We start from the raw sequence: 25,552 nt of genomic DNA on the forward strand, positions 1-25,552 counted from the left end.
TGTCGTTCCCGAAAGGGCTCAGGCGTCGCGCCGCTTCACCAGGATCCACGCGACGGCCAGCACGACGGCGATCTCGACCACGAAGGCTCCGTACCCGGGCCAGGGATCGAGCAGTCCGGGGTTGAACGCCACCGGGGTGGCGATCGAGGCGCCCGCGTTGCCGGGCATGAGCTTCTCGATCCACTCCCCCACGACACCGGGGATGAGCGGTGCCATGGCCGAGAGGACGAACACCAGGGCCAGCAGCAGGGAGATGACCCCGGCGGTGTGGCGCAGGATGAAGCCGGCGCCCACGGACATGAGTCCGAGGCCGGCCAGGTACAGACCCGACCCGTACATCGAGCGCAGGACGTCCCCCTCGAGCGCCATGCCGATGCCCTCGCGGTCGAGGAACCAGTTGCCGCCGACGTAGCCGAGCAGCGCCGTGACCGTGCCGGCGACGAACAGCACCACGGTGACGACGAGGGCCTTGGCGGCCAGCACCCGGCCGCGCGCCGGCGTCGCCGCGAACGTGGACCGGATCTGTCCCGAGCCGTACTCGGTCGTGACGGCCAGGGCGCCCAGCACGACGGCGCCGACCTGGGCGATCATCATGCCCCAGGTGATGAAGGAGCCGACCGCCTCGTCGGCGTCGTCACTGGCGAGCCAATCGGCGCTCGCCGCGCAGATGATCGTGGTGAGCCCGGCGCCGAGCACCACGATCGCGGCCAGCGTCCACCACGTGGATCGGACGCTGAACAGCTTCTGTCGCTCGGCGCGGACGGCGTCGAGCCAGGTGGGTCCCGCGCTGGCGGGAGCGGTCACGGTGGTCATGCGGGCACGTCCTCGGGAGTGTGGGACGCGGCGTGGAACTGCACCGCGTCGGCGGTCAGGGTCATGAAGGCGTCCTCGAGCGAGGACCGCTGGGGGGCGAGCTCGTGGACCCGCACCCCGGCGCCGAAGAGGGCGTCGCCGATCTCGGCGGCGCCCATCCCGCGCACGACCAGGGCGTCGCCCTCGCGGGCGAGCTCGGCCCGCGGCAGGGCGTGCGCCGCGGCCGCCGGGTCCGGGGTCCTCACCCGCACGGTCGAGGTGGCGTGGTCCTGCATGAACTGCTCCATCGAGCAGTCGGCCAGGATCCGCCCGCGGCCGACCACGACGAGGTGATCGGCCATCAGGGCCATCTCGCTCATGAGGTGACTGGAGATGAAGACCGTCCGGCCCTCGTCGGCCAACCGGCGCGCCAAGGATCGCACCCAGCGGATGCCCTCCGGGTCGAGCCCGTTGACCGGCTCGTCCAGGACGACCACCGCGGGGTCGCCGATGAGGGCACCGGCGATCCCGAGCCGCTGGCCCATGCCGAGGCTGAACGTCCCGGCCCGGCGATCGGCGACGTCGCTCAGTCCGACGAGGTCGAGGACCTCGTCGACCCGTGACGCCGGGATGCGGTTGCTGGTGGCCAGCTGCCGCAGGTGGTGGCGAGCCGTGCGCCCGGGGTGCAGGGCGTTCGCCTCGAGGAGGGCGCCGACCTCGCGCAGGGGCGCGGCCAGCTCGGTGTAGGACCGTCCGTTCACGGTGACGGTCCCGGAGGTCGGTCGGTCGAGGCCGAGGATCATGCGCATCGTGGTGGACTTGCCGGCGCCGTTGGGTCCGAGGAAGCCGGTGACGTATCCCGGCCGGACCACGAGGTCGATCCCGTCCACGGCGACGGCGTCGTCGTAGTGTTTCGTCAGGGAGTTTGCTTCGATCATGCGCCCAGCGTCTGCCCGCGGAGTCCGTCAGCACATCGGGCGACTCCCCCGGCCAGCCCCCACCCGACCCCGAGGTCGGCCGGGGTCCGGGCTCAGGGTCGGGCGCCGCGCTGCTGGACGCAGCGGCTGGCGGCGCCGATGCCGCCCTGCAGTGCCGTGCGCGGCTCGCGCTGCGACACCCACGAGGCGAGGAAGCCCGCGGTGAAGGCGTCGCCGGCTCCGGTCGTGTCCACGACCTGGATCCGTGGCGAGGCGACCTGCTCGCGGATGTCCCCCGCGACGTAGGCCGCGCCCATGGACCCCAGGGTCACGACCACGTGCGGATACATCCGGGTGAGGGCGTCGAAGTCCACGAACGGGCCGGTCGCGCCGATCAGCAACCGTGCCTCGTCGAGGTTGGGCAGCACGAGGTCGGCGCCGCGGGTCCACTCGACGAACGCCTCGGGGGTGACCTCGCGCAGGAACGCGGTGGTGCTGGGGTCGACGCTGACGCCGGCGCCGCGTTGCTTCGCCCGGGCGATCAGCTCGATGGCCGCATCGCGGGTCTGCGGGTCGAAGAAGGTGTACCCGGTCAGGTGCAGCCAGTCGACGTCCTGCAGGAGGTCGTCGGGGATCTCGTCGACCGTGAGGGTGCCGTTGGCCGCGCGGTCGACGTACATCGTGCGGTCGGCCTCGTCGTCGAGCGTCAGGACGATGGTGGCGGTCGGCAGCAGCGGGTCGGCGACCAGACGCGGGTCGACCTGGTGCTCACGCAGCGCGCCGCCGTGGCGCTCGATGCCGTCGTTGCCGACCTTGCCGAAGAACCGGGTGTCCGAGCCGAGGAAGCCCAGCCAGGCAGCGGTGTTCGCTGCGGAGCCCCCGGGCGTCATCCGGATCTGCGAGCGGGTGTCACTGCGCGGAGCCACGGGCTCGAGGGGCAGGACGCCGATGTCGTCGACGACGTCACCCACGACGAGGATCACGGGTGCTCCACCGCCGCCTTCGCGATGCGTGCCGCGACCGCGATGTTGTTGCGCGCGATGTCGAGGTTGACCGCGAGGCTGTCGCCGCCGGTCAGCTCGACGATCCGCTGGAGCAGGAAGGGCGTGACCTCCTTGCCCGAGAGGCCCTGGGCGTCCGCCTCGGCGAGCGCCCGCTCGAGCGCCTCGTCGTGGACGACGGGGTCGAGCTGCTTCTCCTCGGGCAGGGGGTTGGCGACGACGATGCCCGAGGTCAGGCCCATCGCGTCGCGGCTGCGCATCACGGCAGCCACGGCGTACGCGTCCTCGGCCCGCCAGTCGAGCTGGTGCCCCGAGGACGTCAGCCAGAAGCTGGGGAAGTCCTTGGTCTGGAACCCGAGCACGATGACGCCCAGGGTCTCGAGGCGCTCGAGGGTGGCCGGGATGTCGAGGATCGACTTCACGCCGGCCGAGACCACGGTGATGGGCACCTCGCCCAGCACCGTCAGGTCGGCGGACTCGTCGAACGTCTCCGACGCGCCGCGGTGCACGCCGCCGAGGCCGCCGGTGGCGAAGACCCGGATGCCGGCGCGGTCGGCGATCCATGACGTCGCCGCGACGGTCGTGGCGCCACTGCCCGCCATGGCCAGCACGACGGGCAGGTCGCGCACCGTCAGCTTCGGGACGTCCTCGTTGGCGATGCGGGCCAGTTCGTCGGCCGTCAGACCGGCCTTCAGCTCGCCGTCGAGCACCGCGATCGTGGCGGGCGTGACGCCCTGTGACCGCAGGATCTCCTCGAACTCCTGCGCCGCGGCGAGGTTGTCGGGGCGCGGCAGGCCGTGGCTGATGATCGTGGACTCGAGGGCGACGACGGGCCGTCCCTCGGACAGCGCGGCGGCGACTTCGGGGGACGGCTGGACGTTCACGTCGTGACTCTATCCGCCGTGAGCGTCGTTGTCGGGGAGTCCCGGAGTCACGTCGTGACCTCGGCACTCCCCGATGACGCTCAGATGCCCAGGACCGTCCGGACGGTGGTGATGACGCCGTTCTCGGTGTTCGGCGGGGCGGTGTAGTTGGCGACGTCGATGATGTCGGGGTGGGCGTTGCCCATGGCGAACGACCAGTCCGCGGCCTGCAGCATCTCGTAGTCGTTGAGGTAGTCGCCGAAGGCCATCGTCTGCGTGGCGTCGATGCCCATGGCCTTCTGCAGCTCGCGGACGGCGAGTCCCTTGTCGACGCCCTCGGCCATCACGTCGACCCAGTGGGCGCCCGAGACCGCGACGGGATTCGGGTGGCAGTACTCGCGCAGGAACGGCGCCGTGACCGCCTCGAGGTCGCCGAAGTCGTGCACGGCGAGCTTGATGATCGTGTCGTCGATCGTGGTCAGGTCGTCCGTCACCTCGAGGCGCCGGTAGTACGGCTCGACCTGGTCCAGGAACGGCCGGTCGGTGCGGGTGATCCAGGCCGATTTCACGCCGCACACGACGATGCCCAGGTCGACGCCCTCGTCGGCCAGCTCCTGGATCCGGGCCACGCTCGTCGAGACCCACGCGGCGTCGAGGGGGTGCACGGCCACCTCGGTCCCGCGGTCCGTGACGTAGGAGCCGTTCTCGGCGATGATCACGAGGCCGTCCGAGACCGGTTCGAACATGGCGGTCAGGGTCGCCCACTGCCGGCCACTCGCGGGGGCGAACGCCACACCCGCCGCCTGCAGATCGCGGATCAGGTCGATCGTCCCGTCCGGGAGGCGCTTGTGCTCGTCGAGCAGGGTGCCGTCGAGGTCGGCCACGACGAGTCGGATGTCGGGCGCGGTCATGCCCTCTAGTCGATCACACTCCGGTGGAAGTTCGCGTGGGACCGGGAGGCCGTCGGTCCACGCTGGCCCTGATAGCGGGAGCCGTACTTCGTGGAGCCGTAGGGGTTCTCGGCCGCCGAGGTCAGCCTGAAGAAGCACAGCTGCCCGATCTTCATGCCGGGGTAGAGCTTGATCGGCAAGGTCGCGACGTTGGCGAGCTCGAGGGTGATGTGGCCCTGGAAGCCCGGGTCGATGAAGCCGGCGGTGGAGTGCGTCATGAGGCCGAGGCGCCCCAGGGAGGACTTGCCCTCGAGCCGCGCAGCGACGTCGTCGGGCAGCGTCACGTACTCGTACGTGGAGCCCAGCACGAACTCGCCCGGGTGCAGGATGAACGCGTCGTCGCCGTTGACCTCGACCTCGCGCGTGAGGTCGGACTGGTCCTGCGCCGGGTCGATGTGGGGGTACTTGTGGTTGTCGAACACCCGGAAGAACTTGTCGAGGCGCACGTCGATGCTCGACGGCTGGATCATCGAGGGCTCGTAGGGGTCGAGCGCGACCCGTCCGGCGTCGATCTCGGCGAGGATGTCGCGGTCCGAAAGCAGCACAAGGAGAACCTAACGCACGGGCGGCGCGCGGAGCCGCGCCCCGGAGCGGAACGGCTCTTCACACTCGGCGCGTGAACCCCACGTGTGCCATCGTGCGAGAAACCAATCGTGAGGAGCAGCACGTGTACAAGAACATCCTGGTCGGCGTGGACGGCAGCGACAGCGCCCAGCGCGCCGCCGAGGTCGCGGCCGGACTGGCCTCGGCCACCGGCGCCACCCTGCACATCGTGACCGCCGTCGACGAAAAGGGCGGCGCACCCTCCGACCTCCCCGAGGGCATGCATCCGCTCAGCCCCGGCGAGCGGGCCGAGGCCATCGCGCGCCAGGTCGCCGAGAGCCTGTCCTACAAGGGAACCGTCCAGGCCAGCCCGGCGCCCGGCAAGCCCGCCGACGCCCTGGTGCAGGTCGCCAGGGAGATCGACGCCGACCTCATCGTGGTGGGCAACCGTCGCGTCCAGGGCATCAGCCGACTGCTGGGCAGCGTCGCCACCGATGTGGCTCACCACGCGCCCTGCGACGTCTACATCGTCAAGACGGTCTGACTCCGGAACGCCCGGGGCGGGAGCCTTTCGAGGCCCCGCCCGGGCGCTGCTCGCGACGTCCGTGGAGGGTCGGTCGGGAAACTCGGAACTGCCTGTGAACTCAACTCGTTCCGTCTCGGGTGTTTCGACGGATTCCACGCTTAGCTGCAGGTTTTCCACGGCCGACCTCGGCTTCCGACCTTCTCGCTGACGATCTACGACGCTTCGGAACGTTCAAACGACTTGGCGAGATGCGTGTCGACCAAGAACTGTGCGACGCCGAATGCCATCGTGACGGCGAACCGTGCATGCCTAGGGCCGGGGGCCACTGCTCGTTTGCTCTTGCCGTGTGCATCGCTCAACGCGTTTCGTAGGTGTCGGCGAGGAGGTCGTTCTCGAGGAGGACGGAAGTGCCGGAGTGATCGACGTCGAGACCGGTGAACCGGTCGCCGCGATCGAGAAGCCGTGGGCCGTGGACGCGAACGGTGTCGAAGTTGCCACTCGGTACGTGACGGACGGAAGTAACCTCGTTCAGGTGGTCGACCATCGGCAGGCGGACATCGCTTTCCCGGTGACCGCTGACCCGAAGTACTTCACGTGTGACGCATACACGCACCTCTGCGTGAAGTTCAGCAAGTCCGAGACGAAGAAGATCCGCAATCGTGTCGATGAGGGCGCCACAGCGGCCATCTTCGCGGGGGTCTTGTGCACGGGGATCCCGGCCCTCATCGGCAAGGCGACGTGCGCGGCCGCGGTCGCTCTGGTGGGCACGAAGTTGAGGAAGTCGTTCGTAAGCGCAGCAAAGAACGGGAAGTGCATCGAACTGCACTTCTTCATTCCGTCCGGAGTGTTAACTAGGTGGAAGACGGTGAACTGTTGATGAAGGAAATCGTGAACACCGCAGTAGTCGCGACGATGTTCTTCTGGTTTGGTCTGGTGTTTGCCCCCGGGGACATGGCAGCCGGAGCGGACATCGTGAAGGCGGGTCTCATCGGGACGGTATCGATCATCGCCGGGAGCGTGGTGGTCGCGTACTTCAAGGGCGAGTTCAAGCGCCCGAAGCAGACGGGCACGTCGACCCGTCACAACTGACGAACGACGAGTCGGCGCCGTCGAGGTTTCACCCCACCGGGTGCGCCTCGGCGGCGCTGTCACGTCTCGTCAACGCAGCGCAGCGAGAATTTGGCGAGCGTGGCCATCGTCGGTTTGTGCGGCAGAGACCCGCTTACTCGCGACGGGACGCTGACCCAGCACCAGATGGGGTGTCGAGAAGGCATTCCCACTCCCCGCGTCCAACGTGCCGTCAGCGAGCCACTCGATGCGTGCCATCGCGAAGTTCCTGAGCAAGGTTCGCGACCGTGACACAAAGGCGGCCGCTCCGAAAACGCGCAAGCGTCGCCGTCTCCACGAGATGACCCTCGGTCAGTGGAAGCCCGGCGAGCCACTCGTCACGAACTGGGACGACGACGACCCACCAGAACGGACCTGAGTCCTCACCGGACTCGAACCCGCTCATCTTCCCCGCGTTGAACTGAACGCGACCCACACCGCCACAGCCAGCAAACTTGGCGACCCCGAAAACAGCCCGACGCCCCGTCCGATCACTGATCGGCGGGGCTTCGTCGTTGTTGACACGGCGTTGACATGGGCCTGACCGGCCCCAACAGAGAACTCCCGCCCAAACGTCAGTTTGAGCGGGAGTTTCCCGACTGAAATTGCTCAGTTACCCGAACAACCCGTGGAGCCGGTGACGGGAATCGAACCCGCGTATCTTGCTTGGGAAGCAAGCGCTCTGCCATTGAGCTACACCGGCGGTGCTGCGTCGATCGTACAAGCACCGGCGACCGGGGTCAGAACTGGCGCAGGAAGTCGCGCACCTGAGCGATCAGCTCGGCGGGCTTCTCCTCGGGGATCCAGTGGCCGGAACCGGGGATCGCGGTCACGGTGACGTTCGGCGGGCCCTCGGCGCGACGCACGATGGACGGCGCCAGGACGGTGTCGGCCGTGCCCGGCAGGAACAGCAGCGGAATCTCCTCGACGCGGCGCGCGTAGCCTCGCCCGACCTTCGGGATCTCCTGGAGCATGAACGTGCGATAGAGCGCCTGCCCGGCCCGGGCCCGGGCCGGCTCGCGGAAGCGCGCGAGGTACTCCTCACGGTCCGAGCGCTGCCACCGGTAGCCCGAGGCGGCCCCCAGCTTGAAGATCGTCTTCAGGACGACCTGCCCCGCCTGCCGCTGCAGGAAGGCACCGCCTGGACCGCCGACGATCGGCTGGTAGGCGAAGCGCCACATCTGGTGCAACGGGATGTCGGCCCAGGGCGCGACGATCGCGGCGGCGACGACCCCGCGGACGGCACCCTCGTGGCGGCTGGCGACCAACAGCGAGATCCAGGCACCCCAGTCGTGCCCGACGAGGATCGGCCGGTCGAGGCCGAGCTCCTCGATCGCGCGGGCGATCTCGTCGGCCATGACCCGCTTGTCGTAGGCGCCCGGGCCCTCCGGCACGTCACTCCAGCCCGCGCCGCGCAGGTCGACGGCGACCACGTGGTGCGTCTCGGCGAGCGCCGGCATCACGTGCCGCCAGCAGAACCAGTGCTGGGGCCAGCCGTGCACGAGCACCACGGACGGACGGTCGACGGACTGATGGGCCAGACCCGCCTCGGCGACGTGCAGACGCACCCCGTCGACATCGATCCATCGGTGTTCGACGCCGGGAACGACCGGCAGGGTCGGAGAGGTCATAGGGCGATCGTAAGGTTGATCACATGCCTCTCGTCGAACTCGGCCGCGAAGACACCGTCCGCACGATCACCCTGAACGCCCCCGACCGGCTCAATGCGCTCGACTGGCCGCTCCTGCAGGAGTTGCGTGCGGCCGTCGAGTCCGTGGCCGCCGACGACGAGGCCCGTGCCCTGGTGGTCACCGGCGCGGGCAAGGCGTTCTGCTCCGGCGCGAACCTCGAGAGCCTCTTCGGCGACACCAGCCGCCCCGCCGACGTCCTGCGCGAGCACCTGATGAACGTCTACTCCTCGTTCCTCGGCATCCGCAGCCTCTCGATCCCCACGATCGCCGCCGTGCAGGGCGCCGCCGTCGGCGCCGGGCTCAACATCGCCCTGGCCTGCGACGTGATCATCGCCGGTCCGCAGGCAGGCTTCGGCCCCACGTTCAGCCGCATCGGCCTGCACCCCGGCGGTGGCTGCACCTGGATGCTGACCCAGCGGATCGGCTCGGCCAACACGGCAGCGGCGCTGTTCAACGGCGACATCATCGACGCCGAGACCGGACTGCGCCTGGGCATCGCCCAGGAGATCGACAAGGACCCGAAGGCCCGTGCGGCGGTCCTCGCCCAGAGCTGGGCCAAGCGCAACCCCAAGCTGATGGCCGACATCAAGAAGTCCGTCGGCGTCGCGGTGCGGTCCGACCTGCACGAGTCGCTGAACTTCGAGTCGTGGGCGCAGGCCGAGTCGCTCAGCAGCGAGGAGTTCGCGGCCTTCGCCGCGAAGTTCGCCTCGCGCTGATCCCCCGCGACGGTCGACCCCGACCCGTGGGAAAGTAAGGGTCCATGTGGACCCTGCATGGTGACGGCACGAACGTGAAGCCCGGCGCGATCGTCCTGCCCGAGGAACGACTGTCGTGGCCGCGCACGATCGGGTTCGGCGCCCAGCACGTCGTGGCGATGTTCGGTGCGACGTTCCTCGTGCCGCTGCTCACGGGCATGCCGCCGACGACGACGCTGTTCTTCTCCGGCTTCGGCACGCTGTTCTTCCTGCTCATCACGTGGGGCCGCCTGCCCAGCTACCTGGGCTCGTCGTTCGCGTTCATCGCCCCGGTCAAGGCGCTCGTCGAGGACGGCGACATGGGCTCGGCGCTGTTCGGCATCATGTGCACGGGCATCCTGCTGGCGCTCATCGGCGCCCTCGTGCAGATCACCGGCGCGGCGTGGCTCGACCGGCTCATGCCGCCCGTCGTCACGGGTGCGATCGTGGCGCTCATCGGCTTCGCCCTCGCCGGCGCCGCGACGGAGAACTACGGCAAGGCGCCCCTCGTCGCGACCATCACCCTCGCCGTCGTCTGCCTGTCGGCCGTGGTGCTGCGCGGCTTCGCCGCCCGCCTGTCGATCCTCTTCGGCATCATCGTGGGATACCTCGTGGCACTCGGGCTGGGTGACGTCAGCTTCGACAAGGTCGACAAGGCCGCGTGGATCGGGCTGCCCGACTTCCACCACCCCACGGTCGACTGGTCCGTGCTGCCCATGTTCCTGCCCATCGTGCTCGCGCTCGTCGCCGAGAACGTGGGTCACGTGCGCAGCGTCGCGCACCTCACGAACCGCCCCGCGATCAACCGCGAGTCGGGCCGTGCGCTGATCGCCGACGGGGTCGCTACGACCGTCGCCGGCGGCTTCGGCGGCTCCGCCACCACGACCTACGGCGAGAACATCGGCGTCATGACCGCGACGCGCGTCTTCTCGAGCGCGGCCTACGTCGTCGCCGGCGTCGTCGCGATGCTGCTGAGCCTCTCCCCCAAGTTCGGCGCCCTGCTCATGACGATCCCCGAGGGGGTCATCGGTGGCGTCACCGTGGCCCTCTACGGCCTCATCGGCCTGATCGGCGTGCGGATCTGGTCGGACAACCACATCGACTTCGCCGACCCGGTGAACCTGTACACCGCGGCCGCCGCCCTGATCATCGGCATCGGCAACCTGACGGTCGCCCGGGGCGACGTGTCCCTGTCGGGCATCACGCTCGGGTCGATCGCCGCGATCGTGATCTACCACGTGATGCGGGCGCTCCAGCGCGATCCGCACGAGACGGTCTCGAAGGACCCGGTCGACCCGGGCGCCTGACGCGCCACCCGGCGCTGCGGGCCTCGAGACGGTAGACACGTCCCGTGGGCCTGGAAACGGTGGTGCTCGTCGGCGTGTGCGCCGTCGCCACCTCGGCGCTCACCGCGGTGCTCGGCTTCGGCGGCGGGATCGTGCTGCTGGCCGTCCTCGTCGCCTTCGTCGACCCCCTCGTGGCCATCCCGTTGCACGCGGCCATCCAGGTGGTCTCCAACGGCACGCGTACCGTCGTCCGGCACCGGGACGTCGACTGGTCCGTCGTCTGGAAGACCTCGCTGCTGCTCCTGCCGGCCGGAGCGCTGACGCTCCCCCTCGCGCGGGAGGCGCCGGAGGCGGCGTTGCAGGCGCTCATCGCCGTGGCCGTGCTGGCCGCGACCTGGCTGCCCGAGTGGCTCTCGCGGCCCTTCCGTGCCCCGGGCACCGCCGGGTGGATCGGTCTGGGCGGCGTGATCGGCGCGCTGAATCCCGTGGTCGGTGCGACCGGCCCGCTGGCTGCGCCCTTCTTCCGAGCCGGCACCAGCGACCGACTGGGCTTCGTCGGCACGTTCGCCGCCACCCAGGTGTCCGGGCACCTCGCCAAGCTGGTGCTGTTCGGCGTGGTCGGCCTGCTGCCCGCGTCCCAGGCGCCCGCGGCCGCCGCCGGCATCGCCGGTGTCATCGGCGGGACCTGGCTGGGCAGCCGGTTCCTCGACCGCATGCCCGAGCGCAGGTTCGACCGGCTCTACCTCGTGGCCATCACCCTGGTCGCCCTCTGGCTGCTGGTCGACGCCGCCCGGTGAGGGTCAGAGCGCGCCGTGGCGATCGGCGACGGCGCGAGCCTCCTCGCGCAGGGCCTGCACCACGAACCGCACGCTGGGCCGCTCGAAGCGGTCCGGTCGCAGGACGGCCGTGATGTCGCGCCGGGCACGGATGCCGACCAGCGGGCGCGTGACGAGCCCGTTGTCGCGGGTCCGGGTCGTGAACCGCGGCAGGATCGCGATCCCGTGCCCCGCGCCCACGACGGCCTCGACGACGCCGTTGTCGTCGAACCGCTGGGCGATGCGCACCGACTCGCCGGTGACGGTCACCAGATGCTGCAGCACGCGGTCGTAGGGGAAGTCGCGCGGTGCGCCGATCCAGGTCTCGCCGACGACGTCCTTGGGCGAGAGGCTCGGCCGGTCCGCGAGCCGGTGGTCCTCGGGCAGAGCGACGTCGAGGGGCTCGCGCATGAGCGGGACCAACTGCAGGCCGCGGTCGTGCCACTCCTCGGTGGCCGACGGGGAGTCCGCGACGACGATGTCGAAGTGGGCCACCATGTCCAGGACCTCGAACCGCTGCGTCGGGTCGCGGTCCGAGCAGATCAGGTTGACCGCCGGCTCGGCGCCCACCCGCGACAACAGTCCCGGCAGGAGCATCTCGCCGCCGGTCGGGAACACCGTCAAGGTGACGTCGCCGGCGGGGCCGCCGAGGTACTCGCGCCACTTGGCCTCGGCCCGCTCGAGTGCGACGGCCACCTCGGTCGCCGTCTCGGCCAGCGCCCGCCCTGCGGCAGTCAGCCTCACGCCGCGGCCGGCCGGCTCTAACAGCGGCACTCCCGCCTCTGCCTCGAGGATCTTCAGCTGCTGCGACACGGCCGAGGGAGTGACGTCCATCTCATCGGCGACCGCCCCCACGGTGCCCCGTTCGGCCAGTTCCCGCAGCATCGCAAGGCGTCGCGCATCCATGTAGACAAACTACATCTTCGATGAAGTTCTGTTGGATTGTCCTTGACAGTGGCACGACGCAGAATGGAGGGAGAACGAAAGGAGCACCCATGACCTTCCTCACCCTCGCCGCTGTCGTCGCCCTCACCGCGGGCACCATCCACACGGCCTACCTGGTCGCCACCGACGGCCTGACCCGCGTCCCTACGCGTCGCGTCTGACGGCACCTCCCCAGAACCGACCCGCTCTCCGCACGGAGACGGGTCGTTTTTCTTTCCGGGATCGCCTTTCGCACTGGTACGACGCTGGAGTACGATCTAGTTACTGGCCAGTAGAACCCGCCAGTAACACTGGCAGCTTCATCTTCCCGGAGGTCCACGGCCCATGAGCCACTACAAGAGCAATCTGCGCGACGTCGAGTTCAACCTCTTCGAGTTGTTCGACCGCCAGTCCGTCCTCGGCACCGGTCCCTTCGACGAGGTCGACGTCGACACGGCGAAGAGCATCCTCGCCGAGGTCGAGCGCCTGTCGCGCGAGGACCTCGCCGCGTCGTTCGTCGACGCCGACCGCAACCCGCCGGTCTTCGACCCGGCCACCCACACGCTGAAGCAGAACCCCGAGTTCGCCAAGAGCTACCAGGCCTGGATGGACGCCGAGTGGTGGCGCCTGCAGCTGCCGACCGAGCTCGGTGGCCAGCCCGCCCCCTCCTCCCTCGTGTGGGCCATGGGCGAGTTCGTCCTGGGCGCCAACCCCGCCATCTGGATGTACGGCGCCGGCCCGGCCTTCAGCCGCGTCGTGTGGGAGAACGGCAACGAGCGCGACCAGAAGATCGCGCAGACCATGATCGACCGCAAGTGGCTGACCACGATGGTCCTCACCGAGCCCGACGCCGGCTCCGACGTCGGCGCCGGCCGCACCAAGGCCTTCCCGAACGAGGACGGCACGTGGCGCATCGAGGGCGTCAAGCGCTTCATCACCTCGGCCGTCAGCGACCTGGGCGAGAACACGATGCACATGGTGCTGGCGCGTCCCGTCGGCGTCGAGGGCGCCGGTGGCCCGGGCACCAAGGGCCTGTCGCTGTTCCTGGTCCCCGAGCACCACTTCGACCTCGAGACCGGCGAGCTGACCGGCGAGCGCAACGGCGTCTACGTCACCAACGTCGAGAAGAAGATGGGCATCAAGGTCTCGGCCACATGCGAGGTCACCTTCGGCGATCCCCAGCTCGGCGGCCCGGCCACCGGCTGGCTGCTCGGCGAGGTGCACGACGGCATCAACCAGATGTTCCGCGTCATCGAGAACGCCCGCATGATGGTCGGCTCCAAGGCCATCGCGACGCTGTCGACCGGCTACCTCAACGCGCTCGAGTACGCCAAGGAGCGCGTCCAGGGCGCCGACATGCTGAACCCGGCCAAGGACGCCCCGCGCGTCACGATCACGCACCACCCCGACGTGCGCCGCTCGCTGCTCACGCAGAAGGCGTTCGCCGAGGGCCTGCGGTCGTTGATGATCTACACCGCGTCCTTCCAGGACGAGGTCATGGTCAAGAAGGAGTCGGGCGAGGACGCCAGCCTCGAGCACTCGGTCAACGACCTGCTGCTGCCGATCGTCAAGGGCTACGGCTCCGAGCGCTCCTGGGTCCTGCTGGGCACCGAGTCGCTGCAGACCTTCGGCGGCTCGGGCTTCCTGCAGGAGTACCCGCTCGAGCAGTACGTCCGTGACGCCAAGATCGACACGCTCTACGAGGGCACCACGGCGATCCAGGGCCAGGACCTGTTCTTCCGCAAGATCGTGAAGGACCAGGGCCGCGCGCTGGGCTACCTGTCGGACCAGATCAAGGCGTTCATCGACAACGAGTCGGGCAACGGCCGCCTCAAGGTCGAGCGCGACCTGCTGGCGAAGGGCCTCGAGGACACCACCGCCGTCATCACGGCGATGTTCAACGACCTCATGGCCTCGAACCCGGCCGACGAGAACGGCGACGCCCGCAACGTCTACAAGGTCGCGCTGAACACGACGCGCCTGGTCTACGTCCTGGGCGACCTGGTCGTGTCCTGGCTGCTGCTGCGTGGCGCCGAGGTCGCGCAGAACAAGCTCGATGCCGGCGCCACCGGTGCGGACAAGTCGTTCTACGAGGGCAAGGTCGCCGCGGCGTCCTTCTTCGCCAAGACCGTCCTGCCCCGCCTGGCCGCCGAGCGTGCGATGGCCGAGGCCGTCGACCTCGACGTCATGGAGCTGGACGAAGCGGCCTTCTGAGCCACTGACTCACTCGAGCGGCGCGCACCCGGTGGGTGCGCGCCGCTCGTGCGTGGGGACGTCCCTCACCCCGACCCCGGCTCCACTTTTGGAACCGGATCCACGTCGATCGGCCGGTGGAACGTGGATCCAGTTCCAAAAGTGGAGGGAGTAGGACGGGGACGAGCGACGGTCAGGCCGGCGGGCTCAGCAGTGCGTCGGCGTCGACCGAGGTCTCCCAACTCGGGTTGGGGCTGCGGCCCGGCCACACGTAGTTGCCGCCCCTCGAACCCTTCAGCCGTGCCAGACCGACGTAGGCGTCTGCGCCCCGGGTGGAGTCCGGTCCGACGACGATCAGCACCTGCTCGCCAACCCCGGCGTGCTCCACGCCGTCGGACCGGAAGTCGACCCACTCGTCAAGCTCGCCCGGTTCCAGTTCTCGGCCGAGCTTGCCCTCGAAGTCCGAGCGGACCTGGGAGACCTGGACCAGACCACCCTGTTCGCGGACCTCGACGGTCGTCGGCCGCGAATCGTCCCGCTGCCGAGTGACGTCCACGGTCAGGATCGTCTCGACGACGTTCGCGGGCTGGGTCACCAGCGGGCGAGTCGCGGTGACCGTGCCCTCGATGACGTTCGTGACGGAGGCCTCGTGCGCGAACTCCGCGAGCGTCGGCACAAAGAACGTCCTCACCCGTTCGCCTTCCATCTCCACCACGTGGCGTGGGGTCGGGACCGTCGGGCTCGGGTCCGTGCGCCATCGGTAGCCGGGCGCGTCGCCGCTCTGTGCGTTGGGGGTGCACGAACCCAAGGCCACGACGGCCGCCAGCAGCAAGCCTGCTGCATGCCTGCGGCCCCACTGTCGGGCTGGAGTCATCACTCACCCATCCGTCGGACCGATCTCTGAGAGCGCACACTATCGACCATGTGACCCGGAGTTACACCCAACAGGTTGAACCGGCCGGAACGACCCCACGCCGACGAGCACCGAAGAATGAACGGGACGCGCTCCGCCGATGAGTCCTCGACGAGATCGCGGCGGCGGCCCTCTAGGCTGACGAGGTGCACCTGACCCGACGGCGTTGGTACCTCGTCGCGGCGCTGATCGCGGCGCTCGCGTGGGTCGCCGGTACCGCGTTCGCCGCCTCGGCGTGGGATCCGTTGCGCTCGGCCGAGGTCGTCCCGGTGGGACAGCCTGTCGCGTCCAGCGGCGAGGACGACCTCGCCGTCCTGACCGACCTGCCACAGGCCGAACGTGACATCAGGTGCGTCGCCCGATCCGGCAAGAAGCGCACGCCGGTGCCTCCGGCCACCGTCGACATCGTGGTCGACAGTGACGGCAGCCGCTGGCACCTCCTGGGGGTGGTGTCCGACGCCCCCGACCAGACCCGGATCGTCTGCAAGCCCCGGGACGGTCAGACCGACACCGCTCGCTACGGCACCGCCCTGGTGGACCTCTCGAGCCGGGTCGGCACCGGACAGGCGATCGCCTGGACCGGCTTCATCGCGGGACTGGGGCTGGCCGGAGCCACCCTGACCGCTCGCACCCGCAGGACGTTGGCCCATGACTGATCTGTCCCCCTACCTCGACGCCTGGCGTCAGTCCGTCTCCTCCGTGCTCGCGCTCGAGCCCGACGACTGGGACGTCCCGACGGACCTGCCCGGGTGGACCGCGAAGGACGTGCTGGCTCACCTGGTGCATCTGGAGCGCGTCATGGTCGAGGGCGAGACCACGCCGATCGGCGGTTCGGCCGTGCCGGGCGACTACACCGACGCCGGCGTCGCCGCCCTGCGCGACGTCCCCGTGGAGCAGCTCAAGAAGGACCTCACCGACCTCGTCGAGCGGCGGGCCGGGGCACTGGCCGACCTGCCCGATCCCCAGGCCCTCGCGGTCAACACCCCGGCGGGCGTGGAGTGGACGTGGGAGGTGGCGCTGCGCAACCGGGCCATCGACCTGTGGACCCACGAGCAGGACATCCGCCGCGCGGTGGGCCTCCCGGGCGGCCTCGGCGACATCGGCGCCCACGTCACCACGGCGACGTTCGCGGCCGCACTTCCCTTCATCCTGGGTCGGCGCGCGAAGGCCCCGGTCGGCAGCGTCGTCCGTTGGGTCGTCACCGGCCCGGTCCCGGTGGACGCCACGATCGGCGTCGGCGAGGACGGCCGAGCCCGACCGACCGACGCCGCACCGACGGCGACCCTGACCATGGACACCGAGACGTTCACGGTGCTGGGCGCCGGCCGCCGTGGTCCCGACGCAGTGACCGTCGAGGTCCAGGGTGACGAGGAGCTGGCCGGGCGCGTCCTGGCGTCGATGGCCGTCACGCCCTGATGCGCGTGCGGCCCGCGGACCCCGTCCGGGCGGTCGTGCGCCTGGCGCGGTGCGGGCTCGCTCGGTGGCAGCGGCCTGCGGCAGCGCGTGAGCGCGGACCCGCGACCGCCGTCACCTGGCCACCCGAGGTGATCGGCCGACTCGAGGCCCACGTCTCGCAGCTGTCCGTCGCCGAGCGACGAGCCCTCGACCCCACCACGCATCCTCGCGACTTCCGCCAGCCCGACCAGCTGTCGTGCGGGGCGGCCGCCCTGGTCGTCTCGCGCCTGGTGCACGACCGCCCGTACGCCCTGTGGATGGCGACCGGCCACGACCCGCACGGCGATCGCACGGACTCGTCCACCGCTGCGGATCGGTGGCGGTCCGAGGTGCTCGCGATGCACCGCCGGGTGACCGGCCTGCGGGACCACGACGGCGACCTGCAGTGGCCGTGGCTGCGCATGGTCGGCACCTCGCCGTGGGGTGCCGCACGGCAGATGACCGGCGACGGCGGCTCCGGCGTGCCCGGCGCCCGGTACACGGCCCGCACGCTGGACCCGGAGGATCTCGGCACGGAGTTCGATCGGCTCATGGCCGCGGTCGAGGCGGGGCACACGGCACCGCTCTACGTGGGCAACGACCTCCGCCCGGCCCATGTGGTGCTGGCGGTGCGCGCGGCCGGCCACGACCTCGAGGTGTACGAGCCGAGCGCCGGCCGGATGGTTCGTGTCGCGCGCGACGAGTTCGCCGCCGGTAGGTTCAGCCTCGGCGGATGGACGGTGCCGTGGTTCGCGGTCCTGCCTCGCTGAGATCGGAGAGAACATGGGTTGGGACACGTCCGCGATCGGTGACCTGACGGGCCGCCGCGCCCTGGTCACCGGGGCCACGAGCGGGATCGGCACCGAGACGGCGCGCGAGCTGCTGCGCCACGGCGCCGAGGTGGTCATCACCGCACGCGACGATCGCAAGGCCGCCGCCACGGTCGCCGAGCTCGGTGACGTCGAGGTCGTCACGCTCGACCTGGCGGACCTGCCCGGCACGATCGCGGCCGCCCAGGGCGTGGTCGACGCGGGCCGTGGCTTCGACATCGTCGTGAACAACGCCGGCGTGATGATCCCGCCGTTCACCCGCACGATGGACGGCTTCGAGCTGCAGATCGCGACGAACCACCTCGGCCACTTCGCGTGGAACGCCACCCTCTGGCCGCTGCTGCGCGAGGGAGGCACCCGCATCGTGACGGTCTCGTCGCTGGCCCACTCGATGACCAAGGGCATCGACCTGCGCTCGCTGGAGCCGAAGGGCGACCCCCGCCGCTACAAGAAGTGGCGCTCGTACGCCGAGTCCAAGCTGGCGAACCTGCTGTACACGAAGGAGCTCGATCGCCGGGTCAAGGCAGCCGGGCTCGACGTCGTCTCCGTGGCCGCGCACCCGGGCCTCAGTTCGACGAACCTGACCAAGCCCGGCGGCATCGCGCTGCACAGCCTCTCGACCGCGTTCACCCAGCCGGCCCGCGCCGGGGCGTGGCCCTCGCTGCGCGCGGCCACCGACCCGGAGCTGACCGGCGGTGAGTACCTGGGCCCGGACGGCTTCCGCCAGACCCGCGGCCGGCCCCGGTTGGTCGGCATGACCCCGGCCGCGCGTGACCCCGAGTTGGCGGCCGAGGTGTGGTCGGCCAGCGAGACGGCCACCGGCGTCGTCTTCGACGTGGCCTGAGCGCCTCCCCCCGTCCCGAGATTTGCTCTCTTTTCCACCTTTCAACCGGTCTCAAAGGTGGAAATGGGAGCAAATCTCGGGACTGGGCGGGACGGGGTGGGTCAGCCGATCCGCGCGTGGCGGGCCCAGCGGCCCGGGTCGTCGCGGATCATGCGGGCGCGGGTCTTCACGCGGTAGCGCCAGACCTGCAGCAACCCGAGGGCCCAGAGCACGTACTGGAAGCTCATCGCGGCCTTGAAGTTCTGGCCGGTGGCGTCGAGGATCACGCCGACGGCGATGACCGTGATGAGACTGGCGAGGAACCCCGCCTGGTTGACGATGCCTGTCGCGGTCGACAGCCGGTCGATCGGGTTGGACGTGCGCACGAGGTCGAAGCCGATCATCGAGGCCGGTCCGCCGACGCCCACGACGATCACCATCACGACCAGCAGCCACCCCGGAGCGTCGCCGGGCCACGCCAGCACGGCCGTCCAGACCACGACGATCGCCGAGACGATCGTGAGGACGATCGTCGACCGGTGCCACGGATGGTTGCCGATGAGCCGGCCCAGCACGGGCCCGGCAATCATGACCGCGACGACCATGAGGGTCAGCAGCGTGCCGGCGAACGTCTCGGAGGTGTGCTCACCGCGCACGAAGAACGGGTAGCCCCACAACAGCCCCAGCACCGTCGAGCTGAACTGGGTCACGAAGTGCATCCAGAAGCCCAGCCGGGTGCCCGGGTGCTCCCACGAGGCGCCGAGGGACGTGCGGATGTTGGTCCATGACAGCGCGGCGCCGCGCACCGAGCGCGCCTTCGGCTCATCGCGGACGAACGCGAGCACGGCGACCGTGATGACCAGGCCGAAGCCCGCGGCGAGCAGATAGGCCTTCGTCCAGCCGAGCTGGCTCAGGGCCCAGGTCATCGGGACGGCCGCGATGATCGCGCCGAGCTGGCCGATCGGACCGGTCAGCAGCGTGATCTGGGGGACCTTCCCCGGCGAGAACCAGGCGTTCACCAGGCGCAGCAGGCAGACGAAGGTCATGGCGTCGCCCATGCCGACGAAGAAGCGCGCCGCCAGCGCGGTCGCGTAGGACTCCGAGAACGCGAACGCCGCCTGCGACAGGGTCAGCACGACGGCGCCGGCCAGCATCACCGCGCGCGGGCCGAACCGGTCGACCGCCAGACCCACGGGGATCTGCATGCCGGCGTAGACCAGCAACTGCAGCATGACGAAGGTCGAGAGCTGCGCGGCGCTGATGTCGAAGCGCTCGGAGGCGACCAGACCAGCGACCGCGAGGGACGAGCGGTGGAAGACGGCGAGCAGGTAGGCGGCCAGACCGACCAGCCAGACGAGGTAGGCGCCCCGGTGATTCTGCTCCTGGACGCTCACCCACCCATCCTAGGTTCGTGTCACCGGGGACGTCGCGCCGGATCAGTAGGCGAGAGCCATCGCCGGGTCCTGCAGGATCGTCGCCACGTCGGCCAGGAACCGGGAGGCCTGTGCCCCGTCGGCGACGCGATGGTCGAACGTGACGGCGAGCGTCGTGACCCACCGCGGGACGACCTGCTCGTCGACGACCCACGGACGACGTGCCACCTGGCCCAGCGCGAGGATCCCGGACTGCCCCGGCGGCAGGATCGGCGTGCCGCCGTCGACCCCGAAGACCCCGACGTTCGTGAGGGTGAAGGTGCCACCCGACATCTGGTCCGGCTGGATCCGGCCGGCCCGGGCCGTCGCGACGAGCTCGTCGATGGCCCGGCCGAGGTCGACCAGCGGCAGACGCTCGGCCTCGCGCACCACCGGGACGACCAGTCCGCGATCGGTCGCGGCGGCGATGCCGAGGCCGACCGACGCCGGGTGCTCGATCGTGGACTCGTTCCACCGGGCATGCAGGTCCGGCGTGCGCGCCAGCGCGAGGCAGACCGCCCGCGCGGTGAGCAGCGTCGAGGTGACCTTGACGTCCGCGAAGCGGCGGTCGGCCTTCAACCGGTCCATGAGATCGACCGTCGCCGAGACGTCGACCGTCACCCACTCGGTCGCCTGGGGAACCTGCACGGACGCGATCATCGCCTCGGCGGTCGCCCGACGGACGCCCGTGACCGGAGCCGCTGTCGTGGCGGTGCCGGACATCACCCGGGCGAACTCCTCGACCTCGGCGCGGGTCACGGCATCACCGCGGGACGGCACCTTCGACAGGTCGATGCCGAGGTCCTTGGCCAACTTGCGCACCGGCGGCTTGGCGAGCACGCGCAGTGACAATCCGACGCTGCCGTTCCGGACGCGGTTGCGGGTGCGGCGCCGACCCGAGCTGGGGCCGTAGCCGACGAGGACCTCGCGCCTCTCCTCCGCAGCCGGGGACTCGACGAGCGGCTCCGCCAGGGGCACCCCGCCGCCGATGTGCACGATCGCCGTGCCGACCTGGACCATCTCGCCCTCCTGCACGAGCAGCGCGCCGATGCTGCCGGCGAACGGGCTGGGCAGCTCGACGATCGACTTCGCTGTCTCGATGTCGACGAGCGGGTCGTTCACCTTGACCTCGTCGCCCACCGCGACGTGCCACGTCACGATCTCGGCCTCGGTGAGACCCTCGCCCACGTCGGGCAGGCGGAACACCTGCGGGCTGTCGGCGCTCATCAGAACTCCCCCGTGACGGCCACGGCGTCGAGGATCCGCTCGACGCTGGGCAGGTGGTCGTGCTCGACCCGGCACGGCGGGTACGGCAGGTCGTAGCCGGTGACGCGCTGGACCGGCGCCTCCAACGAGTAGAAGCACTCCTGGGTGATCCGGGTCGCCAGCTCCGCGCCCAGGCCCAGGGTGCGGGCCGCCTCGTGCACCACCACGGCGCGTCCGGTGCGACGCACCGACTCGAACACCGGACCGAGGTCCAGCGGCGACAGCGAGCGCAGGTCGATGACCTCCAGCGGGACGTCGGACTCGTCGGCGGCCGCCAGGCAGGTCTTCACGACCGGTCCGTAGCCGACGACCGTCACGCCGTCACCGTCGCGGACGACGCGACTCTCGTGCAGGCCGAGGCCGGGCTCGTCACCCACCTCGCCGGTGTCCCAGTAGCGCTGCTTGGGCTCGAGGAAGACGACCGGATCGTCCGACGCGATCGCCTGCTGGATCATCCAGAAGGCGTCGTGCGGGTTCGACGGCGAGACGACGGTCAGGCCCGGCGTCATGACGAACTGCGCCTCCGGGCTCTCGGAGTGGTGCTCGACCGCGCCGATGCCGCCGCCGTACGGGATGCGGATGACGATCGGCATCGCGACCGCGCCCTCGCTGCGGAAGCGCAGCCGGGCGACCTGGCTGACGATCTGGTCGTAGGCCGGGTAGACGAAGCCGTCGAACTGGATCTCGACCACGGGCCTGAACCCGCGGTACGCCAGTCCCACCGAAGCGCCGACGATCGCCGACTCCGCCAGGGGCGTGTCCATGACGCGCTGGTCGCCGAAGTCCTTCTGCAGACCGTCGGTGACGCGGAAGACGCCACCGAGCCGGCCGATGTCCTCACCGAGCAGCAGGACCTTGGGGTCGTTCTCCATCGCTGCGCGCAGGCCCGCGTTGAGGGCCTTGCCGATGCTCAGCTCCATGACCGGACCTCCTCACGCTGCGCGACGAGCTCGGGTGGGATCTGGTCGTAGACGTGCTCGAAGAGCTCGGCCAGATCGGGATCGGGCAGCTCGCCGCAGACCTGGCGCAGGTGCTCACCGAGCTCCTCGGCCTCGGCCTGGACCTCGGCGTCGAAGTCGGCGAAACCGGGGTCCGTCCGCTCGAGCAGCGACCGCAGCCGCAGGAGCGGATCGCGCTCGGCCCACTCGTCGGCCTCGTGGGGGTCGCGGTAGCGGCTCGGGTCGTCGGACGTCGTGTGCGCGCCCATCCGGTACGTGATCGCCTCGACGAGGGTCGGACCACCGCCGGCACGGGCCTTCGCCAACGCCTCGGTGGTGACCTGGTGGACGGCCAGCACGTCGTTGCCGTCGACGCGGACGCCCTCGAAGCCGAAGCCGGCGGCACGCTGGGCGATCGGCACCCGGGTCTGCCGCTCGAGCGGGACGCTGATCGCGTAGTGGTTGTTCTGGCAGAAGAAGACGACCGGGGCGTTGTAGGACGCGGCCCACGCGAACGCCTCGTTGGTGTCGCCCTGACTGGTGGCCCCGTCACCGAAGTACGCGACGACGGCGTCCTCCTTGCCCTCGAGCGCCAGACCGATGCCGTAGCCGACGGCGTGCAGCGTCTGGGCGCCGATGATGATCGCCGGCAGGGCGATGTTGTGGTCGGACGGGTCCCAGCCACCCAGGCTCGTGCCGCGGAAGATGGCCAGCAGCAACGCCGGGTCGAGTCCGCGGCACCACGCGACGGCGTGCTCGCGGTAGGACGGGAAGACGAAGTCGTCGGGGGCCAGGGCCCGGCCGCTGCCGATCTGGGCGGCCTCCTGGCCGAGCATCGGGGGCCACAGGCCCAACTCGCCGTGCCGCTGCAGTGCGAACGCCTCGGTGTCGATGCGCCGGGCGAGGACGAGGTCGCGATGGAACGCGCGCAGGTCGTCGGTCGTGAAGTCGTGCGCTGCGACGAGCTGGCCGTCGGGCGCCAGGGTCTGGGAGATGGGTAGGCCCATGACTGCCTCCTGTGCCGAGGGCGGGATCGCCGCCCTGTGGACGTGCCCCTGACTCGAGGTGGTGAGTCGTGGGACACCGATGTGACAGGCATCACATCTGCTCCGAGGCTATCAGGCAGGTGTCTCCCGCAGGAACGTCGCGGCGCGCTCAAGGAAGGTCGTGTTGATCTCCGGAGTCCCGATCGACACGCGCACTCCCTCGGGGAACGGGCGCACCGAGATCGGCCGGACCTGCTCGGCGAATTCGGCCGAGCGGTCCCCCAGGGGCAGCCACACGAAATTGGCGTGCGAGTCGGGCACGTCCCAGCCCTGCTCCCGCAGTGCCGCGACGACACGGGTGCGCTCGTCGACGACGGACGCGACCCGCACGGCGAGCTCGGCCTCGGCCTCGATCGACGCGAGCGCGGCGGCCTGGGCCACGTCGCTGACCCCGAACGGCGGCAGGGCCTTGCGGATCGACTCGGTGATCGCCGGGGCGGCGATCGAGTATCCGACGCGCAGGCCGCACAGACCGTACGCCTTCGAGAACGTCCGCAGGACGACCACGTTGGAGTACCGCGCGAGCGCGTCGGCGCCGGCGAGCGCCTCGGGATCGCGGACGAACTCCAGGTAGGCCTCGTCCACGACCACGACCACGTGCCCGGGCACCTGCGCCATGAACGCGTGGAACTCCTCGGCGCCGACCGTCGTGCCGGTCGGGTTGTTGGGCGTGCACACGAGCACGACCTTGGTGCGGTCGGTGATCGCCGCGGCCATGGCCGGCAGGTCGTGCCGGTGGTCGGCGGTCAGCGGAACCCGGACGGAGGTGGCGCCGGGCAGGTCGACCGCGATCGGGTAGGCCTCGAACGAGCGCCACGGGTAGACGACCTCGTCGCCGGGTCCGCACCAGGCGTCGAGGAGGGCGAACAGCACGGACACCGAGCCGGTGCCGAAGGCGAAGTGGTCGGGGGTCAGCCCCGCGCGCTCGGCCAGCACCTCACCGAGGGCCGTCACGCCCGGATCGGGGTATCGGTTCATCCGGCCCAGCTCGACGGCGGCGGCCTCGATGACCCCGGGCAGCGGCGGGAAGGGGTTCTCGTTGCTGGAGAGCTTGTGCTCTTCGTTCGTCGAGGGCAGTCCCGGACGATACGCCGGGATCGTGGCCAGGACCGGTCGGGGACGAGGCTCGGACATACCCCGAGCGTACGACCGTGGAGTCACCCCTCTTCCGCCGCAGTCTGGTGCCACACTTGACAGGTGTCACAGCCCCACCCGCGCCGTGGGCTCGTCCTCGTCGTCACCGCCGCGGTCTTCTTCGGGATCAATGCCGGGGTCACCCGCATCCCGATCGAGGCGGGCCTGCCGGTGGCGACCTACACGACGATCCGCGTCACCTTCGCCTGGCTGGTGTTCTTCGCGATCGCCGTGGCCTTCGACCGCTCGGCGCTGCGCCGGCCGCGCGGACGCGACTTCCTGCTGGTGCTGGCGCTGGGCGTCGTCGGCGTCGCCTTCGTGCAGTGGACCTACAACATCGCCATCGTCCGCCTGCCCATCGGCGTGGCCCTGCTGCTGGAGTACCTCGCGCCGGTCCTGGTCGTGCTGTGGGCGCGGTTCGTGCGGCACGAGCGGGTCCACCCCCGGGTGTGGCCGGCGATCGCCCTGGCGCTGGTCGGGCTCGCCCTCGTCGGGCAGGTCTGGGGCGGCCTCGAGCTGGACGGGATCGGCGTGCTCGTGGCGCTGACCGCGGCGGTGTGCTTCGCGGCCTACTTCCTGATCGGCGAGGAGTTGACCGCCACGTCCGCCGAGCCGCTCTCGGCCCTGCAGACCGTCGTGTGGTCCTTCGGGATCGGCGCCATCGTCATGAACGTGCTCGGCGGCTGGGAGGGCACGAGCGCACTGGGCACGACGGCGTCCATGCTGGGCCGGCTCGACCACCTGACCGTCCCCGCGTGGCTGGCGATGACGTCGGTGGTCGTGACGGGCACGGTCGTCCCCTTCTTCCTCTACCTCGCCTCCCTGCGCGACCTGTCCAGCGCGAAGGCGTCCGTCATCGCGATGCTCGAGCCGGTCGTGGCGGTCATCGTGGGCTGGGTCTGGTTCGCCGAGTCGCTGTCCCCGGTCCAGACGGCAGGCGTCGCCGCCGTGATCGGCGGCATCGTGCTGGCCCAGACCGCCCGTCACACGCCGGACGACGAACTGCCTCCGACGCTCTAGGGTGTGGGGCATGGAACGCTTCCTGTCCACCTGGTTCGTCAGCAGCCTTGCGCTCGGACTGTCCGCCCTCATCCTCGGCAGTCACATGAGCATCGGCGTGGAAGGCGAGACGACACTGAACCGCGTCCTCGCCCTGGCCGCCGTCGGCCTGGTCTTCACCATCGTCCACGAGATCGTCGGCACGATCGTCAAGCTGATCTCGCTGCCGTTCATCGTGTTGACCCTGGGCCTGCTGCTGGTCGTCATCAACGCCCTGCTGTTGCTGCTGACCGAGTGGATCACCTCGCAGTTCGGCGTCGAGTTCGTCCTCGACGGCTTCTGGTGGGCGGTCCTGGCGGCGATCGTGGTGTCGATCTGCCAGTCGATCCTGTCCGCGATCATCTCGGACTGAGTG

Annotated in this window: 28 protein-coding genes and 1 tRNA gene; 13 read left to right on the plus strand and 16 right to left on the minus strand. The window is 70.3% G+C overall.

Features of this window, described 5'->3' with window-relative positions:
* Positions 1–18: 18 nt before the first annotated feature.
* The 6 genes from H9L21_RS14120 to dcd form a co-directional block, all read right to left on the minus strand.
* Positions 19–813, minus strand: a complete 795-nt coding sequence (locus H9L21_RS14120; protein ID WP_154597480.1) for an ABC-2 transporter permease — start codon at positions 811–813, stop codon at positions 19–21.
* Positions 810–1,730, minus strand: coding sequence for an ABC transporter ATP-binding protein (locus H9L21_RS14125; protein WP_154597479.1), 921 nt, complete (start codon positions 1,728–1,730; stop codon positions 810–812). Before H9L21_RS14125 ends, H9L21_RS14120 begins: the two co-directional genes overlap by 4 nt.
* A gap of 92 nt (positions 1,731–1,822) precedes the next feature.
* Positions 1,823–2,692 (minus strand): carbohydrate kinase family protein, encoded by an 870-nt coding sequence (locus H9L21_RS14130; protein WP_154597478.1) that lies wholly within the window; start codon positions 2,690–2,692, stop codon positions 1,823–1,825.
* Positions 2,689–3,594 carry a pseudouridine-5'-phosphate glycosidase gene (locus tag H9L21_RS14135; protein WP_187411588.1) on the minus strand — a complete coding sequence of 302 codons (906 nt, stop codon included), beginning with the start codon at positions 3,592–3,594 and terminating at the stop codon, positions 2,689–2,691. The genes H9L21_RS14130 and H9L21_RS14135 overlap by 4 nt, the downstream gene beginning before the upstream one ends.
* A gap of 80 nt (positions 3,595–3,674) precedes the next feature.
* Entirely contained in the window at positions 3,675–4,484 is an 810-nt protein-coding gene (locus H9L21_RS14140; protein ID WP_154597477.1) for an HAD family hydrolase, read from the minus strand.
* Between the two features lie 5 nt (positions 4,485–4,489).
* Positions 4,490–5,068: a dCTP deaminase gene (dcd, locus tag H9L21_RS14145; RefSeq protein ID WP_187411589.1), complete on the minus strand. Its 579-nt coding sequence runs from the start codon at positions 5,066–5,068 to the stop codon at positions 4,490–4,492.
* A 122-nt stretch (positions 5,069–5,190) separates the two neighbouring features.
* Between dcd and H9L21_RS14150 the strand changes: the two genes are divergently transcribed.
* The gene (locus H9L21_RS14150; RefSeq protein ID WP_187411590.1) at positions 5,191–5,610 is read left to right on the plus strand and encodes a universal stress protein; all 420 of its coding nucleotides are present in this window, start codon (positions 5,191–5,193) and stop codon (positions 5,608–5,610) included.
* 194 nt (positions 5,611–5,804) lie between these two features.
* Here the strand turns inward: H9L21_RS14150 and H9L21_RS15630 are convergent, their stop codons facing one another.
* The gene (locus H9L21_RS15630) at positions 5,805–5,951 is read right to left on the minus strand and encodes an abortive infection family protein (protein WP_154597476.1); all 147 of its coding nucleotides are present in this window, start codon (positions 5,949–5,951) and stop codon (positions 5,805–5,807) included.
* 56 nt (positions 5,952–6,007) lie between these two features.
* On the opposite strand from H9L21_RS15630, the gene H9L21_RS14160 reads away from it, so the two are divergent.
* Together H9L21_RS14160 and H9L21_RS14165 are read left to right on the plus strand one after the other, a co-directional pair.
* Positions 6,008–6,469: a hypothetical protein gene (locus tag H9L21_RS14160; RefSeq protein ID WP_154597475.1), complete on the plus strand. Its 462-nt coding sequence runs from the start codon at positions 6,008–6,010 to the stop codon at positions 6,467–6,469.
* Complete coding sequence (locus tag H9L21_RS14165; RefSeq protein ID WP_154597474.1) at positions 6,469–6,681, plus strand: hypothetical protein; 213 nt, start codon at positions 6,469–6,471, stop codon at positions 6,679–6,681. The genes H9L21_RS14160 and H9L21_RS14165 overlap by 1 nt, the downstream gene beginning before the upstream one ends.
* A gap of 647 nt (positions 6,682–7,328) precedes the next feature.
* Here the strand turns inward: H9L21_RS14165 and H9L21_RS14170 are convergent.
* Positions 7,329–7,402: transfer RNA gene (locus H9L21_RS14170), tRNA-Gly, on the minus strand.
* Positions 7,403–7,439: 37 nt separating this feature from the next.
* Positions 7,440–8,330, minus strand: a complete 891-nt coding sequence (locus tag H9L21_RS14175; protein ID WP_154597473.1) for an alpha/beta fold hydrolase — start codon at positions 8,328–8,330, stop codon at positions 7,440–7,442.
* Positions 8,331–8,353: 23 nt separating this feature from the next.
* On the opposite strand from H9L21_RS14175, the gene H9L21_RS14180 reads away from it, so the two are divergent.
* The 3 genes from H9L21_RS14180 to H9L21_RS14190 are packed head-to-tail and all read left to right on the plus strand — an operon-like array spanning position 8,354 to position 11,207.
* Positions 8,354–9,106, plus strand: coding sequence for an enoyl-CoA hydratase (locus H9L21_RS14180; protein WP_154597472.1), 753 nt, complete (start codon positions 8,354–8,356; stop codon positions 9,104–9,106).
* A gap of 44 nt (positions 9,107–9,150) precedes the next feature.
* A complete protein-coding gene (locus H9L21_RS14185) occupies positions 9,151–10,431 on the plus strand; it encodes a uracil-xanthine permease family protein (RefSeq protein ID WP_154597471.1) in 1,281 nt (426 codons plus the stop codon).
* Positions 10,432–10,475: 44 nt separating this feature from the next.
* Positions 10,476–11,207, plus strand: coding sequence for a sulfite exporter TauE/SafE family protein (locus H9L21_RS14190; protein ID WP_154597470.1), 732 nt, complete (start codon positions 10,476–10,478; stop codon positions 11,205–11,207).
* Between the two features lie 3 nt (positions 11,208–11,210).
* Here the strand turns inward: H9L21_RS14190 and H9L21_RS14195 are convergent, their stop codons facing one another.
* Complete coding sequence (locus tag H9L21_RS14195) at positions 11,211–12,131, minus strand: LysR family transcriptional regulator (protein WP_154597469.1); 921 nt, start codon at positions 12,129–12,131, stop codon at positions 11,211–11,213.
* A gap of 363 nt (positions 12,132–12,494) precedes the next feature.
* Here H9L21_RS14195 and H9L21_RS14200 point away from each other — a divergent pair, with 363 nt between their 5' ends.
* Positions 12,495–14,363: an acyl-CoA dehydrogenase gene (locus H9L21_RS14200; RefSeq protein WP_154597468.1), complete on the plus strand. Its 1,869-nt coding sequence runs from the start codon at positions 12,495–12,497 to the stop codon at positions 14,361–14,363.
* Positions 14,364–14,535: 172 nt separating this feature from the next.
* Here H9L21_RS14200 and H9L21_RS14205 read toward each other — a convergent pair whose 3' ends face one another.
* Positions 14,536–15,033: a hypothetical protein gene (locus H9L21_RS14205; protein ID WP_154597467.1), complete on the minus strand. Its 498-nt coding sequence runs from the start codon at positions 15,031–15,033 to the stop codon at positions 14,536–14,538.
* Positions 15,034–15,401: 368 nt separating this feature from the next.
* Here H9L21_RS14205 and H9L21_RS14210 point away from each other — a divergent pair, with 368 nt between their 5' ends.
* From H9L21_RS14210 to H9L21_RS14225, 4 genes are read left to right on the plus strand one after another with little or no spacing between them, the layout of a single operon-like run.
* The gene (locus H9L21_RS14210) at positions 15,402–15,911 is read left to right on the plus strand and encodes a hypothetical protein (RefSeq protein WP_154597466.1); all 510 of its coding nucleotides are present in this window, start codon (positions 15,402–15,404) and stop codon (positions 15,909–15,911) included.
* Positions 15,904–16,671 carry a maleylpyruvate isomerase family mycothiol-dependent enzyme gene (locus H9L21_RS14215; RefSeq protein ID WP_154597465.1) on the plus strand — a complete coding sequence of 256 codons (768 nt, stop codon included), beginning with the start codon at positions 15,904–15,906 and terminating at the stop codon, positions 16,669–16,671. Before H9L21_RS14210 ends, H9L21_RS14215 begins: the two co-directional genes overlap by 8 nt.
* Positions 16,671–17,459 (plus strand): hypothetical protein, encoded by a 789-nt coding sequence (locus H9L21_RS14220; protein WP_154597464.1) that lies wholly within the window; start codon positions 16,671–16,673, stop codon positions 17,457–17,459. The genes H9L21_RS14215 and H9L21_RS14220 overlap by 1 nt, the downstream gene beginning before the upstream one ends.
* 13 nt (positions 17,460–17,472) lie before the next feature.
* Entirely contained in the window at positions 17,473–18,363 is an 891-nt protein-coding gene (locus H9L21_RS14225; RefSeq protein ID WP_154597463.1) for an oxidoreductase, read from the plus strand.
* Positions 18,364–18,464: 101 nt separating this feature from the next.
* Here H9L21_RS14225 and H9L21_RS14230 read toward each other — a convergent pair whose 3' ends face one another.
* The 5 genes from H9L21_RS14230 to H9L21_RS14250 all read right to left on the minus strand — a co-directional run bounded on the left by H9L21_RS14230 (position 18,465) and on the right by H9L21_RS14250 (position 24,138).
* Positions 18,465–19,736: an MFS transporter gene (locus H9L21_RS14230; protein ID WP_187411591.1), complete on the minus strand. Its 1,272-nt coding sequence runs from the start codon at positions 19,734–19,736 to the stop codon at positions 18,465–18,467.
* A gap of 42 nt (positions 19,737–19,778) precedes the next feature.
* On the minus strand, positions 19,779–20,981 hold the full coding sequence (locus H9L21_RS14235) for a dihydrolipoamide acetyltransferase family protein (RefSeq protein ID WP_154597462.1): 1,203 nt from the start codon (positions 20,979–20,981) through the stop codon (positions 19,779–19,781).
* Positions 20,981–21,940 (minus strand): alpha-ketoacid dehydrogenase subunit beta, encoded by a 960-nt coding sequence (locus H9L21_RS14240; RefSeq protein ID WP_154597461.1) that lies wholly within the window; start codon positions 21,938–21,940, stop codon positions 20,981–20,983. Before H9L21_RS14240 ends, H9L21_RS14235 begins: the two co-directional genes overlap by 1 nt.
* The gene (pdhA, locus tag H9L21_RS14245; RefSeq protein WP_154597460.1) at positions 21,931–22,965 is read right to left on the minus strand and encodes a pyruvate dehydrogenase (acetyl-transferring) E1 component subunit alpha; all 1,035 of its coding nucleotides are present in this window, start codon (positions 22,963–22,965) and stop codon (positions 21,931–21,933) included. Before pdhA ends, H9L21_RS14240 begins: the two co-directional genes overlap by 10 nt.
* 111 nt (positions 22,966–23,076) lie before the next feature.
* Entirely contained in the window at positions 23,077–24,138 is a 1,062-nt protein-coding gene (locus tag H9L21_RS14250) for a histidinol-phosphate transaminase (RefSeq protein WP_154597459.1), read from the minus strand.
* A gap of 63 nt (positions 24,139–24,201) precedes the next feature.
* Between H9L21_RS14250 and H9L21_RS14255 the strand changes: the two genes are divergently transcribed.
* Together H9L21_RS14255 and H9L21_RS14260 are read left to right on the plus strand one after the other, a co-directional pair.
* Positions 24,202–25,158: an EamA family transporter gene (locus tag H9L21_RS14255; RefSeq protein WP_154597458.1), complete on the plus strand. Its 957-nt coding sequence runs from the start codon at positions 24,202–24,204 to the stop codon at positions 25,156–25,158.
* A gap of 10 nt (positions 25,159–25,168) precedes the next feature.
* A complete protein-coding gene (locus H9L21_RS14260; RefSeq protein WP_154597457.1) occupies positions 25,169–25,549 on the plus strand; it encodes a phage holin family protein in 381 nt (126 codons plus the stop codon).
* Positions 25,550–25,552 lie beyond the last annotated feature (3 nt).

The organism is Aeromicrobium senzhongii (assembly GCF_014334735.1).
GTDB classification, from domain to species: domain Bacteria; phylum Actinomycetota; class Actinomycetes; order Propionibacteriales; family Nocardioidaceae; genus Aeromicrobium; species Aeromicrobium senzhongii.

Excerpts from the sequence above, each read along its gene's own strand:
- H9L21_RS14120 (WP_154597480.1), bottom strand. The coding sequence starts at position 813 with ATGACCACCGTGACCGCTCCCGCCAGCGCGGGACCCACCTGGCTCGAC.
- H9L21_RS14125 (WP_154597479.1), bottom strand. The coding sequence starts at position 1,730 with ATGATCGAAGCAAACTCCCTGACGAAACACTACGACGACGCCGTCGCC.
- H9L21_RS14140 (WP_154597477.1), bottom strand. The coding sequence starts at position 4,484 with ATGACCGCGCCCGACATCCGACTCGTCGTGGCCGACCTCGACGGCACC.
- H9L21_RS14165 (WP_154597474.1), top strand. The coding sequence starts at position 6,469 with ATGAAGGAAATCGTGAACACCGCAGTAGTCGCGACGATGTTCTTCTGG.
- H9L21_RS14175 (WP_154597473.1), bottom strand. The coding sequence starts at position 8,330 with ATGACCTCTCCGACCCTGCCGGTCGTTCCCGGCGTCGAACACCGATGG.
- H9L21_RS14180 (WP_154597472.1), top strand. The coding sequence starts at position 8,354 with ATGCCTCTCGTCGAACTCGGCCGCGAAGACACCGTCCGCACGATCACC.
- H9L21_RS14185 (WP_154597471.1), top strand. The coding sequence starts at position 9,151 with ATGTGGACCCTGCATGGTGACGGCACGAACGTGAAGCCCGGCGCGATC.
- H9L21_RS14195 (WP_154597469.1), bottom strand. The coding sequence starts at position 12,131 with ATGGATGCGCGACGCCTTGCGATGCTGCGGGAACTGGCCGAACGGGGC.
- H9L21_RS14200 (WP_154597468.1), top strand. The coding sequence starts at position 12,495 with ATGAGCCACTACAAGAGCAATCTGCGCGACGTCGAGTTCAACCTCTTC.
- H9L21_RS14215 (WP_154597465.1), top strand. The coding sequence starts at position 15,904 with ATGACTGATCTGTCCCCCTACCTCGACGCCTGGCGTCAGTCCGTCTCC.
- H9L21_RS14220 (WP_154597464.1), top strand. The coding sequence starts at position 16,671 with ATGCGCGTGCGGCCCGCGGACCCCGTCCGGGCGGTCGTGCGCCTGGCG.
- H9L21_RS14225 (WP_154597463.1), top strand. The coding sequence starts at position 17,473 with ATGGGTTGGGACACGTCCGCGATCGGTGACCTGACGGGCCGCCGCGCC.
- H9L21_RS14235 (WP_154597462.1), bottom strand. The coding sequence starts at position 20,981 with ATGAGCGCCGACAGCCCGCAGGTGTTCCGCCTGCCCGACGTGGGCGAG.
- H9L21_RS14240 (WP_154597461.1), bottom strand. The coding sequence starts at position 21,940 with ATGGAGCTGAGCATCGGCAAGGCCCTCAACGCGGGCCTGCGCGCAGCG.
- pdhA (WP_154597460.1), bottom strand. The coding sequence starts at position 22,965 with ATGGGCCTACCCATCTCCCAGACCCTGGCGCCCGACGGCCAGCTCGTC.
- H9L21_RS14250 (WP_154597459.1), bottom strand. The coding sequence starts at position 24,138 with ATGTCCGAGCCTCGTCCCCGACCGGTCCTGGCCACGATCCCGGCGTAT.
- H9L21_RS14260 (WP_154597457.1), top strand. The coding sequence starts at position 25,169 with ATGGAACGCTTCCTGTCCACCTGGTTCGTCAGCAGCCTTGCGCTCGGA.